The sequence below is a fragment of the Streptomyces sp. NPDC046335 genome, assembly GCF_055587985.1.
Window position 1 is genome coordinate 48,765 of record NZ_JBVJFF010000023.1, and the last position, 17,045, is coordinate 65,809.

Below are 17,045 nucleotides of genomic sequence, written 5' to 3' on the forward strand. Positions count from 1 at the left end.
TGCTCCTTACGGCGGTGCGGGCGAGGTCGTCGCGGTCCGTACCGGTCACGAGGTTTCGAGTTCGTTGTCGAGGTAGCCGAAGAGTTCGTCGTCGGTGGCCGAGGTGAGGTCGTCGGACTCGACGTCCTCGTCGGTGTCGTCGGCCCGTGCGTCGCTCCACCGGGCGAGGAGGGCCCGCAGCCGCAGGTCCACCTTGGTGGCGGTGCCGTCGTCGGCGAGGGCGTGCAGCGCGCTTTCGAGGCGGTCGAGCTGGTCGAGTACGGCGGTCTCGGGCTCGGGTTCGGTGCGCGGGAGCAGCGTGAGCACGTGCCGGGTGATCGCGGCGGCCGACGGGTGGTCGAACACGAGCGTGGAGGGCAGCCGGATGCCGGTGGCCGTGGTGAGCCGGTTGCGCAGTTCCACCGAGGTCAGCGAGTCGAAGCCGAGGTCCTGCAGGGGCCTGCCGGGGTCGACTCGGGTGCCGGCCGTGTGGCCGAGTACTGCCGCGACCTGTGCGCCGACCAGGTCGAGGACCGTCTGTTCGCGGTCCTCGGCGGACTGGCCCGCGACGGTCTCGGTGAACGTCTCGCTCGTGGCGGGGGCCGCTGCCGTGGCGCGGCGGGCGGGGGCGCGGACGAGGCCCCGCAGCAGCGGGGGCAGTGTGCCGTCCGCCGCCTGGCCGCGCAGTGTCGCGGTGTCGAGGAGGAGCGGCACGAGCGCGGCACGGTCGTCCCGTGTCGCGGCGTCGAACAGCGCCAGGGCGTCGGCGGTGGGCAGTTCGAGGATGCCGGAGCGGCCGAGCCTGGCCCGGTCGTCGGCGTCGAGTTGCGCGGTCATGCCGCTCGCCGCCGCCCACATGCCCCACGCCAGCGAGATGCCGGGCAGGCCGAGTGCGTGTCGGCGGTGCACCAGTGCGTCGAGCGCCATGTTCGCGGCGGCGTAGCTCGCCTGGCCCGCGCTGCCGAGGATTCCTGCCGCCGAGGAGAACACGACGAACGCGGAGAGGTCGGTGTCCCGGGTGAGTTCGTCCAGGTGCAGCAGGCCGTCGACCTTCGGGCCGAAGACGCGGTCGATCCGTTCGGGTGTCAGTGATTCGAGGACGCCGTCGTCGACGACGCCAGCGGCGTGCACGACCGCGCCGAGCGGCTGGTCGAGGGAGGCGAGGAGTGCGGCCACCGCGTCGCGGTCGGCCACGTCGCACTCCGCCACGGTCACCTCGGCGCCGAGTGCTGTCAGTTCCTCGCGCAGTTCCCGTGCGCCTTCGGTCGCCAGGCCCTTGCGCCCGGCGAGGACGAGGTTGCGCATGCCCCGGTCGGCGACCAGGTGCCGGGCCACCAGCGTGCCGAGTGTGCCGAGGCCGCCGGTGACCAGGACCGGGCGGTCGGGGTCGAGCGGGGCGGGCACGGGGCCGTCGCCGGGCGGGGTGTGCAGGTCGGCGGCGGTGGCGCGGGCGAGCCGTGGCACGGTCACCAGGCCGGCGCGCACCGCTGTCTGGGGCTCGCCGGTGGCCAGCGCGGCCGGTACGGCGTGGGCGGATTCGGTGGTTTCGTCGAGGTCGATCAGCGCGAAGCGGTCCGGGTTCTCGGTCTGCGCCGACCGTACGAGTCCCCATACGGCGGCCTGCGCCGGGTCGGGTGACGTGGTGTCGACGGCGCCACGGGTCACGAACACGAGGCGGGTGCCGGTCGTGCGCTCGTCGGCGAGCCAGTCCTTGGCCAGCGCCAGTGCCCAGGACACCGCCGTGCGGGTCGCCGCCTTGTCGTACGTCTGCCTCGTACCGGATGTACCGGATGTACCGGACGGCCGGGGGCAGAGGGCGAGCAGGTCGGTCACGCCGTCGAGGGCGCCGAAGCCGGACACGGTCGGCGCGTCGAGGCCGAGGTCGCCTGCGGTGAGTGCGGCCGGGCCGCCGAGGTCGCCCGCGCTGACGTGGTCGGCACCGAGCACGGCGAGCTCGACCGCCCTCTCCCCCGCCGACGCGTCGGCATCCGCCCACTCCAGCGCGAACAGGGCGTCAGCGGTCCGCGATGCGGCCTTGTGCAGCTCGACCGGCCGCATGACCAGTGACTCGACGCTCGCGACGGGCCTGCCGGCCGGGTCCGCGACGGCCAGCGACATCTGGTCCTGCCCGGTGGGCGACCAGCGCACCCGCAGCGGCGAGGCGCCGACGGCGTGCAGCCGCACTCCCGAGAAGCTGAACGGCAGCCGGGGGCCGCCGCCGATGTCCTCCAGGGCGCGCAGCACCGGTGCGTGCAGGGCGGCGTCGAGCAGGGCCGGGTGCACGCTGAAGCCCTCGCCGCCGGTCCCCTCGGGCAAGGACACCTCGACGTACACGTCGGAGCCGAGGCGCCAGGCGGCGCGCAGGGCACGGAAGACCGGGCCGTAGCCGTATCCGAGTTCGGTGAGACGGTCGTAGACGTCGTCGGCGTCCATCGGTGTGGCGCCCTGCGGGGGCCACACGGACAGCTCGGTCGCCGGAGCGTCGCCCGTCGTGAGTGTGCCGGTCGCGTGCTCGGTCCACGGTGCGTCGCGGTCGGCGTCGTCGGCCCGCGAGTGCACCCGGATGCTTCGCCGGTCGTCGCTGTCGGCGCCGACGGTCACCCGCAGGGCACGGCCGCCGCGCTCGGGCAGGACCAGCGGGGCGTGCAGGGTCAGCTCCTCGACGGTGTCGAGCCCGCAGTGGCCCGCGGCGTGCAGGGCGAGGTCGAGGAAGCCCGTGCCGGGGAAGAGCACCCGGCCGCCGACGCCGTGGTCGGCGAGCCAGGGCTGGGTGCGGGTGGAGAGCCTGCCGGTAAGGACGGTGCCGTCGGAGTCGGGCAGTGCGACCGCGGCCCGCAGCAGCGGGTGGTCGCCCGTGCTGAGACCGAGGGCCGCCGTCGCACCGTCACCGGCGGGCGCCACGGCGGCGGTCAGCCAGTATCGCTCGTGCTGGAAGGCGTAGGTGGGCAGGTCGACGCGTGTGCCGCGGTGGCCGGGCACGGCCGCCAGGTCGAGGCGTGCGCCCCGGACGTGGAGCCGCGCGGCGGCGAGGAGCGTCGTGTCCGCCTCGGGCCGGTCGGAGCGCAGCGTCGGCACGAACACGGCGTGGGGGGCGGTGTCCTGGCCCATCGCGGTGAGCACGCCGCCGGGTCCGACCTCCACCATCGTCGTCACGCCCTGGGCGACCAGGCTCGTGACGCCGTCGGCGAACCGTACGGGACGGCGCACGTGCTGGACCCAGTGGTCCGGCGACGCGAGTTCCCCGGCGTCGACCGGTGCGCCGGTCAGGGTGGAGACGATCGGCAGGGTCGGCGGATGGGCGGTCGCGCCCGCCACGACGCGGCGGAACTCCGCGAGCATCGGCTCCATCAGCGGCGAGTGGAAGGCGTGGCTGACCCGCAGTCGGCTCACCTTGCGGCCCTGCGCCTTGAGACGGTCGACGAGGGCGAGCACTTCGAGTTCGCTGCCGGACAGGACCAGTGAGTCGGGTCCGTTGATGGCGGCGATACCGACGTCCTCGGAGCACTCCGGCGTGATCTCGTCCTCGGTGGCCTGCACGGCGACCATGACGCCGCCTTCGGGCAGGGCCTGCATGAGCGCGCCGCGTGCGGCGACGATCGTGCAGGCGTCGGCCAGGGAGAAGACGCCCGCCACGTGCGCGGCGGCCAGTTCACCGATGGAGTGGCCTGCGAGCGCGTCGGGCCGAAGGCCCCAGGACTCCCACAGCCGGTACAGCGCGACCTCGACGGCGAACAGGGCCGGCTGGGCGTACTCGGTGCGGTCGAGGGCGGCCTGGTCGTCGCCGAAGACGACGGCGCGCAGCGGCACGTCCAGGTGCGGGTCGAGGTGGGCGAACACCTCGTCGAGCGCGTCGGCGAACGCGGGGTGTGTCCCGTACAGGTCCCGGCCCATGCCGACGCGCTGGGAGCCCTGGCCGGAGAAGAGCACGGCGAGCCTGCCGCCGTCGGGGGTGCCGCGCACCACGTCCGGGGCGTCGGCGCCCTGGGCCAGCGCGTCGAGACCGGCGCGCAGTTCGGGTGTGCCGGTGCCGAGGACGACGGCGCGGTGGTCGAGCGCGGCCCGGCCGGTGGCGAGGGTCGCGGCGATGTCCTGCGGCGGCAGTTCGGGCCTGGCGTCCACGGTGGCGGCCAGGCGGGCGGCCTGTTCGCGCAGCGCGGTGGTGTCGCGGGCGGACAGCGCCCACGCGAGGGGGCGGCCGCTTGGGCCGTCGGCCGGGGTGGGGGCAGCGGGGGCGGGTTCGGCCTGTTCGAGGATGACGTGGCCGTTGGTGCCGCTGACGCCGAACGCGGAGACGGCGGCGCGCCGGGGCCGGCCGGCCTCGGGCCACGGCCGCTGCTCGGGAAGCAGTTCCACGGCGCCGGCCGTCCAGTCCACGTGCTCGGACGGGCGGTCGAGGTGCAGGGTGCGGGGCAGTACGCCGTGCCGCATCGCCTGCACCATCTTGATGACGCCCGCGATACCGGAGGCTGCCTGGGTGTGGCCGATGTTGGACTTCAGCGCGCCGAGGAGCAGCGGCCGGTCGGCGGGGCGGTCCTGGCCGTAGGTGGCGAGGAGCGCCTGTGCCTCGATGGGGTCGCCGAGCCGGGTGCCGGTGCCGTGGCCCTCGACGGCGTCCACGTCCGCGGGGGTCAGGCCGGCGTTCGCGAGTGCCGCGCGGATGACCCGCTGCTGCGCGGGCCCGCTCGGCGCGGAGAGGCCGTTCGACGCGCCGTCCTGGTTGGTGGCCGAGCCCCGGACGACGGCGAGCACCTCATGGCCGTTGGCGTGTGCGTCGGAGAGCCGTTCCAGGAGGACCAGGCCGGCGCCCTCGCCCCAGCCGACGCCGTCGGCGGCGTCGGCGAAGGGCTTGCACCGGCCGTCGGGGGCCAGGCCGCCCTGGAGGCTGAACTCGGCGAAGGGCGTCGGCGTCACCATGATCGCCGTGCCGCCCGCCAGGGCCATCGAGCACTCGCCCGACCGCAGCGCCTGCACGGCGAGGTGCAGGGCGACCAGCGAGGACGAGCACGCGGTGTCCACGGTGACGGCGGGGCCGCGCAGCCCGAGGGAGTAGGCGATCCGGCCGGAGACGACGCTCAGCGCGTCGCCGGTCAGCCGGTAGCCGTCCATCTCGGGTGTCGCCTGCTCCAGGGTGCCCGCGTAGCTCTGCGGGGAGGCGCCGACGTACACGCCGGTGAGGCTGTCGCGTACGGAGGTCGGGTCGATGCCGGCCCGTTCGAAGGCCTCCCAGGCCAGTTCGAGTACCTGCCGCTGCTGGGGGTCCATCGCCAGGGCCTCGCGCGGGGCGATGCCGAAGAAGCCCGCGTCGAAGCCGCCCGCGTCGTCGAGGAAGGCGCCCTCCAGGGTGTGGCTGCGGCCCTGGGCCGCGGCGTCGGCCGGGTAGAGCCGGTCGGTGTCCCAGCCCCGGTCGTCGGGGAAGGGACCGATGGCGTCGTGCCCGTCGAGGACAAGCGACCACAGGTCCTCGGGGCCGCGTACGCCGCCGGGGTAGCGGCAGCTCATGGCGACCACGGCGATCGGCTCGTCGGCGGCGCGGGGCGCGCTCTCGGCGGGCGCGGCGGTGCGCCGCTCGCCGAGCACCACGGTGTGCAGGTGGTGGGCCAGCGCCTCCGGCGTCGGGTGGTCGAAGACGACGGTCGCGGGCAGCCGTACACCGGTGGCGGTGTTGAGGCGCTTGCGCAGCTCGATGGCGGTGAGGGAGTCGAAGCCCAGCTCGCGGAAGGCCCGGTCGTGGGTGACCGTGTCGGGTCCCTCGTGGCCGAGCACCGCAGCCGCGTGGCCGCGGACCAGGTCGAGCAGGAGCCGGTGCTGGTCGGCGTCGTTGAGCCCGGTGAGGCGGTCGGCCAGTGCCCCGCCGGCGGCAGGCTGCTCCTGGGTGTCCTGGGCGGCGAGCGCGACGACGGCGGGGATCTCGCTGATCAGCGGCCGGGAGCGGGCCGCCGTGAAGCCGGGGGCGAAGCGGGGCCAGTCGATGTCCGCGACCGTCAGGGTCGTCTCGCCCGTCGCCAGGGCGGTGGCGAGCGCGCCGACCGCCAGTTCCGGCCGCATGGGGCGCAGGCCCCGGCGGCGCAGCTGGTCGTCGAGGTCGCCGGTCACCATTCCGCCGCCGGCCCACATGCCCCAGGAGACCGAGGTGGCGGGCAGCCCTTCGGCGCGGCGGCGCTGCGCGAGGCCGTCGAGGAAGGCGTTGGCCGCGCCGTACGCGCCCAGTTCGCCGCTGCCCCACACCGCGGACCCGGAGGAGAACAGCACGAACGCGTCCAGTTCGCGCCCCTCGCACAGCTCGTCCAGGTGGGCGGCGCCGACGGCCTTGGCCGCAAGCGCGTACGCGAGGTCGGCGGTGCCGGTCTCGGCCAGCGGCAGGGACGGGACGGTGCCCGCGGCGTGGAAGACGGAGCGGATCGGGGTGCCCTCGGCGTCGAACCGGGCGAACAGCTCGGCCAGGGCGGCGCGGTCGGCGGCGTCACAGGCGGCGACGGTGGCGCGGACGCCGAGTCCGCTCAGCTCGTCCCGCAATTCGCTCGCGCCGGGCGCGTCCATGCCGCGGCGGCTGGTCAGCACGATGTGCTCGGCGCCGTTGGCGGCCAGCCAGCGGGCGACGTGGCCGCCGATGGCGCCGGTGCCACCGGTGATCAGTACGGTGCCGCCGGCGCGCCAGGCGGGCGCCTCGGCCGGTGCGGGGGCGGGGGTCAGCCGTCGCACGGACACGCCGGAGGCGCGGATCGCGAGTTGGTCCTCGTCCGTCTGCCCGGCGAGGACGGCGGCGAGGCGCGCGGCGGTCCTCGCGTCGGGGGCCACGGGCAGGTCGACGAGGCCGCCCCAGCGTTCGGGGTGCTCAAGACCGACGGCCAGGCCGAGACCCCAGGTCTGGCTCTGCGTCGGGTGCGTCAGCGGATCGGACCGTCCGACGGACACCGCGCCCGTCGTCGCCAGCCACAGCGGTGCGCCGATCCCGGCCTCGCCGAGCGCCCGTACCAGCGCCAGCGTGCCGGACAGGCCGTGGGGAACGCTCGGCGCGGCGGAGTCGGGGCGTTCGTCGAGGGCCAGCAGGGACAGTACGCCGCTGGGGACGGCGTCGACTGCGCGCAGCGAATCGGCCGAGCCGTCGACCTCCAGGACGTCGGCGCCGTGGGCGCGCAGCGCATCGGCGGCCGCCGCTCGCCAGGGGTGCTCCGCCTGGGACGTCGAACCGACCACGAGCCAGGTGCCGTTCAGGGCCGGTGCGGGGTTGGCCCCGAGGGGACGCCAGGAGATCCGGTGCCGCCAGGAGTCGACCGCGGACCGCTCCTGGCTGCGGCGCCGCCAGTCGGCCAGGCTGGGCAGGACGTCGGTGAGCGGCGCGTCGGCGGGCACGTCAAGCGTGGTGGCGAGGTCGCCCCGCTCCACCGCGGACCAGAACTCCTCGAAGGCGGGATCGACGGCCGCCGACGGGCGGGTCTTCTCGTCGAGCCAGAACCGCCTGCGCTGGAAGGGGTAGGTGGGCAGGTCCACGGGCCGCCCGGCGGGCACCACACCTCGCCAGTCGAACGGCAGGCCCTCCACGTACGCCTCGGCGGCGGAGAGCAGGAACCTGTCCAGGTCTCCGTCGGTCCGGCGCAGGGTTCCGACAACGATGGCATCGCGCTCCGCGGCCTCCACCGTCTCGCGCACGCCGATGGTGAGTACGGGGTGGGGGCTGCACTCCACGAACACGCCGACGCCGTGATCGAGCAGACCCCGCGTCGCATCCTCGAACCGTACGGTGTTGCGCAGGTTCTGATACCAGTACTCGGCACCGACCTCCGTCCCGGTCAGCCACTCCCCCGTGACCGTCGACAACATCGGCACACTCGCCGACTTCGGCTCAATCCCGGCCAGCACCCCGGCCAACACGTCCTGAATGCGCTCCACATGCGGCGAGTGCGACGCGTAGTCCACCGGCACCCGACGGGCACGTACGTCGTCGGCCGCGCAGGACTCCATCAGCTCGTCCAGCGCGTCGGCGTCACCCGCCACCACCACCGAACTGGGTCCGTTGACGGCAGCGACCGAGATACGGCCGTCCCACCGCGCCAGCCGCTCACGCGCCTGACCGACCGTCACCGCCAGCGACACCATGCCACCCTGACCCGACAACGCCAGAATCGCCTTGCTGCGCAAGGCCACCACTTGGGCGGCGTCATCCAGAGACAGTGCTCCCGCCACATGCGCGGCGGCTATCTCGCCCTGGCTGTGACCCACCACCGCGTCCGGCTCCACACCGTAGGAACGCCACAGCGCCGCCAGCGACACCATCACCGCGAACAGGACGGGCTGCACCACATCCACCCGCTCCAACTGGCGGGCATCCCCCAGCGCTTCATGCAGCGACCAGTCCACATGCGGGGCCAAAGCCTCAGCGCAAGCATCCAGGGAGGCCCGGAAGACCGGCGAGGACTCCGCCAGCTCCGCCCCCATCCCCAGCCACTGCGAACCCTGACCCGGGAAGACGAAGGCCACCTTGCCCGCGGCCCTCGCCACACCCACCGCCACACGAGCCGACTCCGCACCCGCGGCCACCGCCGACAGCGCGTCCGCGCCACCCGCCACCACCACGGCCCGGTGATCGAACACCGACCGCGACAGCAAGGCATCCGCGACATCGGCGGGTGACATATTCTCCGCTGCGGCGGCGAGTTGAGCCGCGTGGGCGCGCAGAGCGTCTTCCGTACGCGCGGAGAACACCAGCGGGACCGGCCCGGACGTCGGTGCCGGGGCGGACGTCGGCACTTCGGCGGCCGGGGTCTCTTCGGGTGCCTGCTCCAGTACGGCGTGGGCGTTGGTGCCGCTGATGCCGAACGAGGACACACCGGCCCGCCGGGGGTGCCCGGTCTCCGGCCACTGCATGGTCTCGGTGACCAGTGAGACCGCGCCCGACGTCCAGTCCACGTGCGGGGTGGGCTCGGTGATGTGCAGGCTCTGGGGCAGTACGCCGTGCCGCAGCGCGAGCACCATCTTGATGAGGCCGGCGATGCCGGATGCCGCCTGGGTGTGGCCGATGTTGGACTTCACCGAGCCGAGCAGCAGTGGCCGGTCGGCGGGGTGTTCGCGGCCGTAGGTGGCGAGGAGGGCGTCCGCCTCGATCGGGTCGCCCAGGCGGGTGCCGGTGCCGTGTGCCTCGACGGCGTCGACCTCGGCGGCAGGGACGCCCGCGTCGGCGAGCGCCTGCCGGATCACCCGGCGCTGTGCGGGGCCGCTGGGGGCGGTGAGGCCGTTGGACGCGCCGTCCTGGTTGATGGCGGTGCCCTTGACCAGCGCGAGTACGGGGTGGCCGTTGCGGCGGGCGTCGGAGAGCCGCTCAAGGAGCACCATGGTGGCTCCCTCGGCGAGGCCGAAGCCGTCGGCGCTCGCCGAGAACGCCTTGCAGCGTCCGTCGGGGGCCAGCGCGCGCTGCCTGCTGAACTCCACGAACAGGCCCTGCGACGGCATAACGGTGACGCCGCCCGCCAGGGCGAGGGGGCACTCGCCGCGCCGCAGCGACTGCACGGCCAGGTGCAGGGCGGTCAGTGACGAGGAGCACGCCGTGTCGAGGGTGACGGCGGGTCCGGCGAAGCCGAACGAGTAGGAGAGCCTGCCGGAGGCGACGCTCGCGGTGTTGCCGGTGAGCAGATAGCCCTCCAGGTCCGCGGGCGCCTCGTGCAGCCGCGGCCCGTAGTCCATCGTCATCGCGCCCACGAACACGCCCGCCTGGCTGCCGCGCAGGCCCGCGGGGTCGATGCCCGCGCGTTCCATCGCCTCCCAGCCGATCTCCAGGAGCAGCCGCTGCTGCGGGTCCATGGCCAGGGCCTCGCGCGGCGATATCCCGAAGAACTCGGGGTCGAACTGGTCGGCGTCGTGCAGGAATCCGGCTTCGCGCTGGTAGTAGCCGCCGGCGCGCTCGGCGTCCTCGTCGTAGCGTCCTTCGAGGTCCCAGCCACGGTCGGTGGGGAAGGCGGTGATGCCGTCGCCGCCCGTGGACAGGAGTTCCCACAGGTCCTCGGGGCTGCGCACGCCGCCGGGCAGGCGGCAGCTCATGGCCACGATGGCGATCGGCTCGTCGTCGCCGACGGCCGTCCAGGTCACCGGTTCGTCGTCCTCGGCCGGGGTGCCGAGCAGGACGCGGTCGATGTACTGGGCGAGGCCGCGGCACGTCGGGTTGTCGAAGACCGCCGACACGGGAAGTTTCAGGCCGGTGGCCGCGCACAGCAGGTTGCGCAGTCGCACCGCGCCCGCCGAGTCGACGCCCAGTTCGAGCAGCGGCGCGTCCACGTCGGCGGTGGGCCCGGCGTGCCCGGCCTCACCGACGACCGCGGCCACCTGTGTGCGGACCAGGTCGAGGAGGAACCCGGTGCGGTCGGGGGCGTCCGCGAGCCGGTCGGTGAGGGACGGGGCGGGGGCGGTCCCGGGTGCCGTGTGCAGCGGGTAGGCGGGCAGCGGCACCGCGCGTGCGTCCCGGCCCGCGAACACCGCGTGCCAGTCGGGGAGTACGCCGTTGGCGTGCAGTTCGGTGAGCGCGGCGGTCACCTCGTCGGCGCCGCCCTGCTCTCGGCGCAGTGTGCCGACGACGGCGGCCTCCACGGCCGCTTCCTCGGCGGTCTCCTGCACGGCCCTGGTCAGCACGGGGTGGGGGCTCGGTTCGAGCAGCAGCCGGTGGCCGGCCGCCAGGGCGGCGCGCGTGGCGCTCTGGAAGTCGGCGGTGTTGCGCATGTTGCGGCACCAGTGGTCCGCGGTGAGCGTGAGCGGGTCGACTCTCGTGCCGGTGGTGGCCGTGTAGATCGGCACCTCCGTCGGGCGGGGGGTGATCGGGGCGAGGCCTTCGCGCACCATGTCGAGTACGGAGTCGACCTGGCGGCCGTGGGCCGCGAGGCGGATCGCGATGCTCCTGGCCCTGACGCCGTCGGCGGCCAGTTCGGCGAGGAACTCGGTGGCCTCGTGCTCGGTTCCGGAGACCAGGACCGAGGTGGGGGCGTGTACGGCCGCCAGGTCGAGCCCCTCGTACCGGGTGAGCCGCTCCCGTACCTCGTCGGCCGACGCCAGTACGGACAGCATCACGCCCTGTTCGAGCAGATGCACCTGCGCGTGGCTGAACAGGGCCACGGCCCGCGCACCGTCCTCGACGGACAGCGCGCCCGCGACGGTCGCCGCCGGGATCTCGCCGGCGCTGGAGCCGATCACGGCGCCGGGCGACACACCCCAGGAGCGCCACAGCGCGGACAGGGACACCATCATCGCCCAGAGCGCGGGCTGCCCCACGTCCGGCCGGTCGAGGGAGTACGTGTCCGTCCTGCCGCGCAGCACGTCGAGTACGGGCCACTCCACGAACGGCGTGAGGGCTTCGGCGCAGGTGTGCAGTTGCTCGGCGAACACCGGCGACGTGTCGAGGAGTTCGTCGGCCATGCCCAGCCACTGCGGTCCATGGCCGGGGAACACGAAGGCGACGTCGTCCGCGGCGGCCCCCGCCGCGAGCCCCGGCACCGGTATGCGCCCCTCGCTGACGGCGAGCAGTTCCTCGGCGAGGCGCGTGCGGTCCGCGCCGAGCAACACGGCGCGATGAGGGAGGGCGGGGCGGGTCGTGGCGAGGGAGAAGGCGAGGTCGACGAGGGGGAGGGCCGGCTCGGCGTCGAGCAGCGCGCGCAGGTCGGCGGCGCGTGCCCGCAGCGCGTCCTGGCTGTGCGCGGACAGGGTGATGGGGACGGCGGGGCCGTCCGGCTCGGCTGGTCCGTCCGGCGCGGCGAGTCCGTCCGGCGTGGCGCGGCCGGGTCCGGGTCGGCCCGCGTCCAGTGCGGCCTCGACCAGGGCGGGAACGCCGTCGGGCCATGCGTGGCCGGTGTCGAGCCGGTAGGCGAAGGTGTCGGCCCGTGCGCTGTCCCGGCGCGTGAGGACGGCGAAGGCACCGTCAGCCCCGACCAGCGCCAGGTCGCATTCACCGGAGAGTACGGCGGCGACGGCATCGACGAGGTGGTTGTCTCCGACCCGGCAGGGGCCGCGCAATCCGAGTACGTGTGCCAACTCGACGGCGGGGGCCGCGTCTGCGCCGGTCCCGCTACGGCTCTCGCCCTGACTCTGGCCCTGGCCCTGGCTCTCGCCCTGGCTCTCGGCGGCCAGATAGACCCCGACGCTGGTCCGGCCGTCGTCGTCCGCGCCGATACCCGCGTCCTCGCAGGCCGTCCAAGCCGACTCCAGTTCGTACGCCCGGCCCGCGGGCAGCGGCACACCGGTCAGTTCGGCCAGTGCACCGTGGTCGCGCTCCGCTCGCACCGGTGCCGCGGACGCGGCCCCGATGACGGCGACAGTGCCGGTGTGCACCCCTTCTGATAAGCGCATGGCAGCCTCTGCCTTCGTCAGTCATCCACTGGAACTGGATACACGCATGGTTGGCCTGAATCGGCTCGATGCTTTCTCGGCCACATCGCCGCGAGAACGATCGCAAGTCAAAACCAGCTATCCAGAAATTGTCAACTACGGTCTATTTTTGATCCATGGCAGGCGGAAAACGTTCGTAAGGAGCGCGTTAACGCGGATCAGAGGCCCGTCGACTCACAGCATTCACCGTACGGACTTCCGGTATTAACCTTCGTATTGGCGTGAACAGGAGGTAGGCGGGCCCACCTCTCGCCTGCCCCCCAGCAGCTCTTGCCTCATCGTGCAGCGCCTTTTGCCCCATCGCGCATCAGGGGCGCACAGCCCGGGTCCATATGGGATCCGTCAACAATCCAGCCCTTATGCATGACCACCGAAACGAAACACCGAATTAACAGAGGACCGAACCCGGCTCGTCGGCGCACAAGGCCTGCGAGGGAGCGACGCAACAGGGTGACCTGGGCGGCTTCTGTCACACCACTCGAGACTCCGTTGGCCGAGTGGCGGGCGACGGCGGCGAGAGAGGCCGGCGCGGACCGCGTTTCGCAACGGCCGGAGTTCATGACGCATCAGCCGGTTGCTGGAGAACGACATAGTCCGTTCAAGGGAACGGCGACTTGCGTTCGGGCGCGGGAACAGCCCGATCTGTTCTTCAAACGGCAGCCGAGGCGGTACGCCCATACATACCGGGCCCCGCGTAGCGGACAGCCGCCGCTTATCCCCCCTCTACATAACCCCCGCGCACTCACCGAGCTGTATACGAAGGACCGGGGAAGCGGCACTCCAAAAGGCTGAATCGGTCTGCGCACGGGTGACACATGGTCGGATGAACGCGCTACTCATGACCTCGCGTCTGGTCCAACACTATCCGAGCGGGTATTGCCCGCACCAGGCTCACATCCCGTGACCGGAGCGAGCCGAAAGACACATCTCCACTGACGCCGGGGGCGCGTTGCCCGTCGCGGTGAACGCCCCCACGTATATGCCGCCGCGAATGCCAGGCCCCTCTGCCACCTGGCATCAGTCCCCGCAATTCGCGTCCGTGACATCTGACTCGGGAGTAACTGACACGCCACGCTCCACGTGAGGGGCGCGCACACCGCTCGGACGGTCGTGCCCGTTTGGCCGCGTCCGCGCTCCGCCTTGTGCCCGGTTCGGGCCCACAGCCGGAAGCTGTGGTTCACCTCACATGCCCCGCACTTCCCGTTCATGACCTGTACTCCCCCCTGCCTGCACCGCGCTTCCGGCCAACCCCCTCGGGACCGATCGGCCCCGCATCGGGTGCCCTTTAGCGCCGTGACCGGGAAGGTTCACCGGGGTAGCGCGGGGTGGCCGTCGTACTTCACCCGCGCTGGTACCTGGTCGCCATGGCGTGGAACACCTTCTTCGGTTCCCAGCGCCTGTCGTCCAGCATCCGGACGACGCCGTAGGAGCCGAGGTCGTGCTCTCCGGGCCTGCTGTAACCGGCGAAGGTGAACCAGAGCGCGGTGTCCACGCCTTCCTCCTCGAAGACGTCCAGCAACTCGCTGAAGTAGCGGGCCTGTTCGTCCTCGTCGGGGACCGCGCCATCGGGCACCTGCCAGGCCATGCCGCCACGTTCTCCCGCGCCCTGGTACGCGCAGGTCCCGTACTCGGTCACCGCGACGGGCTTGCCGTGGGCCAGATGCCCACGCAGCTCCTCCCGGAAGCTGCCGGCGTTGTAGGAGGCCCGGTAGGCATCGATGCCGACGACGTCGAACGCACCCCAGTCGACGAACTCCCAGGGAGCCGAGGCGTAGGTGACCTGCCCGCCGAAGTGTGTACGGACGGTCGCGGCGATCCGGGAGAGGAAGCCGTTGAGGCGTTCCTGCATCGGCCCGAGGGAGGACCACCACTCCATGTCCGCGGCAGCCATGGCCCGCAAACGGTCGCCGTAGGTGTCGCCCGGGAGGAAACCGCCGCAGAACGCGCTGAGCTCGCAGCCGGCGACGAACACCACGTCCGCGCCGGCCTTCCGTACGGCTTCGGCCCGAGCGGCGCAGTCGGCGAAGAACGGCAGCAACTGGTCTCGCGGAAGGTCCACGGGGAAGGGGGCGAACCAGACCTCGAGGCCGGCGTCCGCGGCGTGCCGGGCAGCGAGGCTCAACCGTTCGGGCTCTCGCCCGGAGATGCGCACCGCGTCACAGTGGAGGGCCTCGGAGATCACCGCCATGTCGTGCCGCACCGTCTCGGGGGCGAAGCTCCTGCGGGAGAGTCCTTCCCCCGGGAGGAACCCTGTGTCGTAGTTGATGCCACGTGCGCGCACGTCCACGTCCCTTCACGGTCGTTCACAGCGCGGTCTGAGCATTCGCCCGGGGCTCTTGCGGGCCGCGGGCCGGCAGCGTCCGGCTGAGGACGAGGTTGGTTGTCGTGCTCCCGAACTCGGCCAACACGTCGACGATCTCCTCCAGATGGGCCATCGACGTGGCCGCCACCTTCAGGACATAGCAGTCGTCCCCGGTGGTGCGCAGGCACTCCAGGATCTCCGGGCGCTCCCGGAGCAGCTTGCGCAGCGGCTCGTGCCGGTTCCCGGGGTACTTCAGCCGCACCACCGCCGACACCGCGTATCCGGTCCGCTCGAGGTGAATCTGCGCTCGGTAGCCCGTGATCACCCCGGCCGACTCCAGGCGCCGCACCCGCTCCGTCGTCGCCGACGCGCTCAGGTTCACCCGTCGCGCCAGCTCCGTGAACGCGATCCGGCCGTCCCGCTGAAGCTCACCCAGGATCGCCCAGTCCGTCGAGTCAAGATTCTCGGTCATCCCTTCAGATTACCGGCGTATCCACGGGCGAACCGCGCCTGAACAGGTAGGAATCCCTTCTGGCGGCCCGTCTGATCTGGCTAGGCTGATCTGCATGAAGCTCGGAGTCAACGTCCTCAATTTCGGCCCCGGCACCGACCCGGGAGTCCTACGTGACTGGGCCCAGACCGTGGAGGGCCTGGGCTTCGACTTGCTGATGGTCTCGGACCACATCGCCATCACGCCCGACGTAGCCCAGCAGTATCCGGCGCCCTTCTACGAGCCCTTCACCACCTTGTCCTGGCTGGCGGGCCTCACCACCCGGATCCGGCTCGGCACGACGGTCCTCATCGCCCCCTACCGGCATCCGCTGCTCACCGCCAGGATGGCGGCCAATCTGAACGAGCTGAGCGGAGGCAGGCTGGTCCTCGGCGTGGGGGTGGGCTGGGCGCGGCAGGAGTTCGCCGCGCTCGGCATCCCCTTCGAACGCCGTGGACGCCTGACCGACGACCATCTGCGGGACATGCGGGCGGCCTTGGCGGACACCGCCGACTACGGAGAGCGGAAGATCCCGGTGTGGGTCGGCGGCAACAGTGACGCGGGGCTGCACCGCGCCGTGCGGCTCGGGGACGCATGGCATCCGCTGCGCTGCACCATGCCGTGGCTGCGCGAAGCCGCGGTCAGACTGAGGGCATACGCGGACGAGCAACACCTCCCGGTGCCCGCCCTGGCGCCCCGGATCGCCCTCAAACCCACCGCGGCGCCGGTCAGCGGACCGCGACGGCTCGCCGGGGAGGGCACGATCGACCAGATCATGGACGACCTCGACCAACTGCGGCTGCTGGGCGCCGAGACCGTCGTACTCGACCACTACGACGGCGACCCCCGCGAGACGTGCCACCCGCAGGCGGGCCGGCAGGCACTCGCCACAGTGGCCGCGCAGTTCTCCTCACCCGCACGACGACGGAGCAGTCATGACCACACCCGGCGACCACACCCTCCTGAGGCGGGCCATCGCGCTCGCGGCGAAGGCACGCGCGGGCGGTGACCCGCCGTTCGGGTCGCTGCTGGCGGGCCCGGACGGCACGGTGTTGGCGGAGGAGCACAATACGACCCTCACCGACAAGGACATCACGGCACACCCGGAACTGAAGCTCGCGAGGTGGGCCGCGCGGGAGCTGGACGCGGCCACGGCGGCGGACACCACGATGTACACCAGCTGCCAGCCGTGCGGGATGTGCGAGGCGGTCATCCAGTGGGCCGGGCTACGACGGGTGGTGTACGCCCTGTCCAACGACCAACTCCTTGACATCAGGCCGGGCAGCGGCCGGCCGCCCGTACCGCAGCACGGCCCCGCGCTGCTCGACGAGGTGCGAGCCGTGGTCGAGGGCTACTACCGCTGAGCACTGACGGAGCCTCCGCGGGAAACCCCGTTGGTGGACCGGGGCGGCCGCTGCCACCTGTCCGGAGGCCGTGCGAGAGAACGAGGAGGTGGTACCCGTGAACGCAGTATCGACATGGGTGCTCTCCTCCGGGGGCACGGCCGGGCGACAGTCGTAGGTCGCCCGGGAGCGCCAATTCACCATGGCCCACAACAACGGCCTGCCCAAGGCGGGGCCCCGGCTGGTGGCCCGGGCCCGGCACTCCGCGGCGTGCGGCTACGCGGTGGCCTCCATCGACGCCGCCGGGTGCGGTGACCGGCCCCGTTCCGCCGCCGACGAGCAGGCCCGCGCCGACCTCGGCCGGGCGATGCGGGCCGGCGAGCCGGTCGACGAGATCTTCGAGTCCCTCGTCGGTCCGCTGGTCGAGAACGCGGCCCCAGTAGGACCGTCCCGGCGGGGGGGGGGAAAAAAAAAAGGGGGGGAAACGAGGAAGAACGAAAAGAGGGGGGGAAGAAGGAAAAAAACCCCGGGGAAAAAAAAAAAAAAAGCCTCCCGTCGGGACGAAAAAAGGTGG

5 protein-coding genes and 1 pseudogene are annotated in these 17,045 nt (G+C 72.7%); 3 read left to right on the plus strand and 3 right to left on the minus strand.

Annotated features, from left to right (window positions below):
• Positions 1-45: 45 nt before the first annotated feature.
• The 3 genes from ACZ6JY_RS38430 to ACZ6JY_RS38440 all read right to left on the minus strand — a co-directional run bounded on the left by ACZ6JY_RS38430 (position 46) and on the right by ACZ6JY_RS38440 (position 15,110).
• A complete protein-coding gene (locus tag ACZ6JY_RS38430) occupies positions 46-12,297 on the minus strand; it encodes a type I polyketide synthase (RefSeq protein ID WP_469203864.1) in 12,252 nt (4,083 codons plus the stop codon).
• A gap of 1,378 nt (positions 12,298-13,675) precedes the next feature.
• Positions 13,676-14,617, minus strand: a complete 942-nt coding sequence (locus tag ACZ6JY_RS38435) for a hypothetical protein (RefSeq protein ID WP_469203866.1) — start codon at positions 14,615-14,617, stop codon at positions 13,676-13,678.
• Between the two features lie 22 nt (positions 14,618-14,639).
• On the minus strand, positions 14,640-15,110 hold the full coding sequence (locus ACZ6JY_RS38440) for an Lrp/AsnC family transcriptional regulator (RefSeq protein ID WP_469203868.1): 471 nt from the start codon (positions 15,108-15,110) through the stop codon (positions 14,640-14,642).
• Positions 15,111-15,204: 94 nt separating this feature from the next.
• Between ACZ6JY_RS38440 and ACZ6JY_RS38445 the strand changes: the two genes are divergently transcribed.
• From ACZ6JY_RS38445 to ACZ6JY_RS38455, 3 genes and pseudogenes are all read left to right on the plus strand, one after another.
• Positions 15,205-16,137, plus strand: a complete 933-nt coding sequence (locus tag ACZ6JY_RS38445; protein WP_469203870.1) for an LLM class flavin-dependent oxidoreductase — start codon at positions 15,205-15,207, stop codon at positions 16,135-16,137.
• On the plus strand, positions 16,064-16,492 hold the full coding sequence (locus ACZ6JY_RS38450) for a nucleoside deaminase (RefSeq protein ID WP_469203872.1): 429 nt from the start codon (positions 16,064-16,066) through the stop codon (positions 16,490-16,492). The genes ACZ6JY_RS38445 and ACZ6JY_RS38450 overlap by 74 nt, the downstream gene beginning before the upstream one ends.
• Before the next feature lie 181 nt (positions 16,493-16,673).
• Positions 16,674-17,045 (plus strand): annotated as a pseudogene (locus ACZ6JY_RS38455) (hypothetical protein); the annotation flags it as partial.

Coding starts and splice junctions, on each gene's coding strand:
- ACZ6JY_RS38450 (WP_469203872.1), top strand. CDS start 16,064: ATGACCACACCCGGCGACCACACCCTCCTGAGGCGGGCCATCGCGCTC.
- ACZ6JY_RS38440 (WP_469203868.1), bottom strand. CDS start 15,110: ATGACCGAGAATCTTGACTCGACGGACTGGGCGATCCTGGGTGAGCTT.
- ACZ6JY_RS38430 (WP_469203864.1), bottom strand. CDS start 12,297: ATGCGCTTATCAGAAGGGGTGCACACCGGCACTGTCGCCGTCATCGGG.
- ACZ6JY_RS38445 (WP_469203870.1), top strand. CDS start 15,205: ATGAAGCTCGGAGTCAACGTCCTCAATTTCGGCCCCGGCACCGACCCG.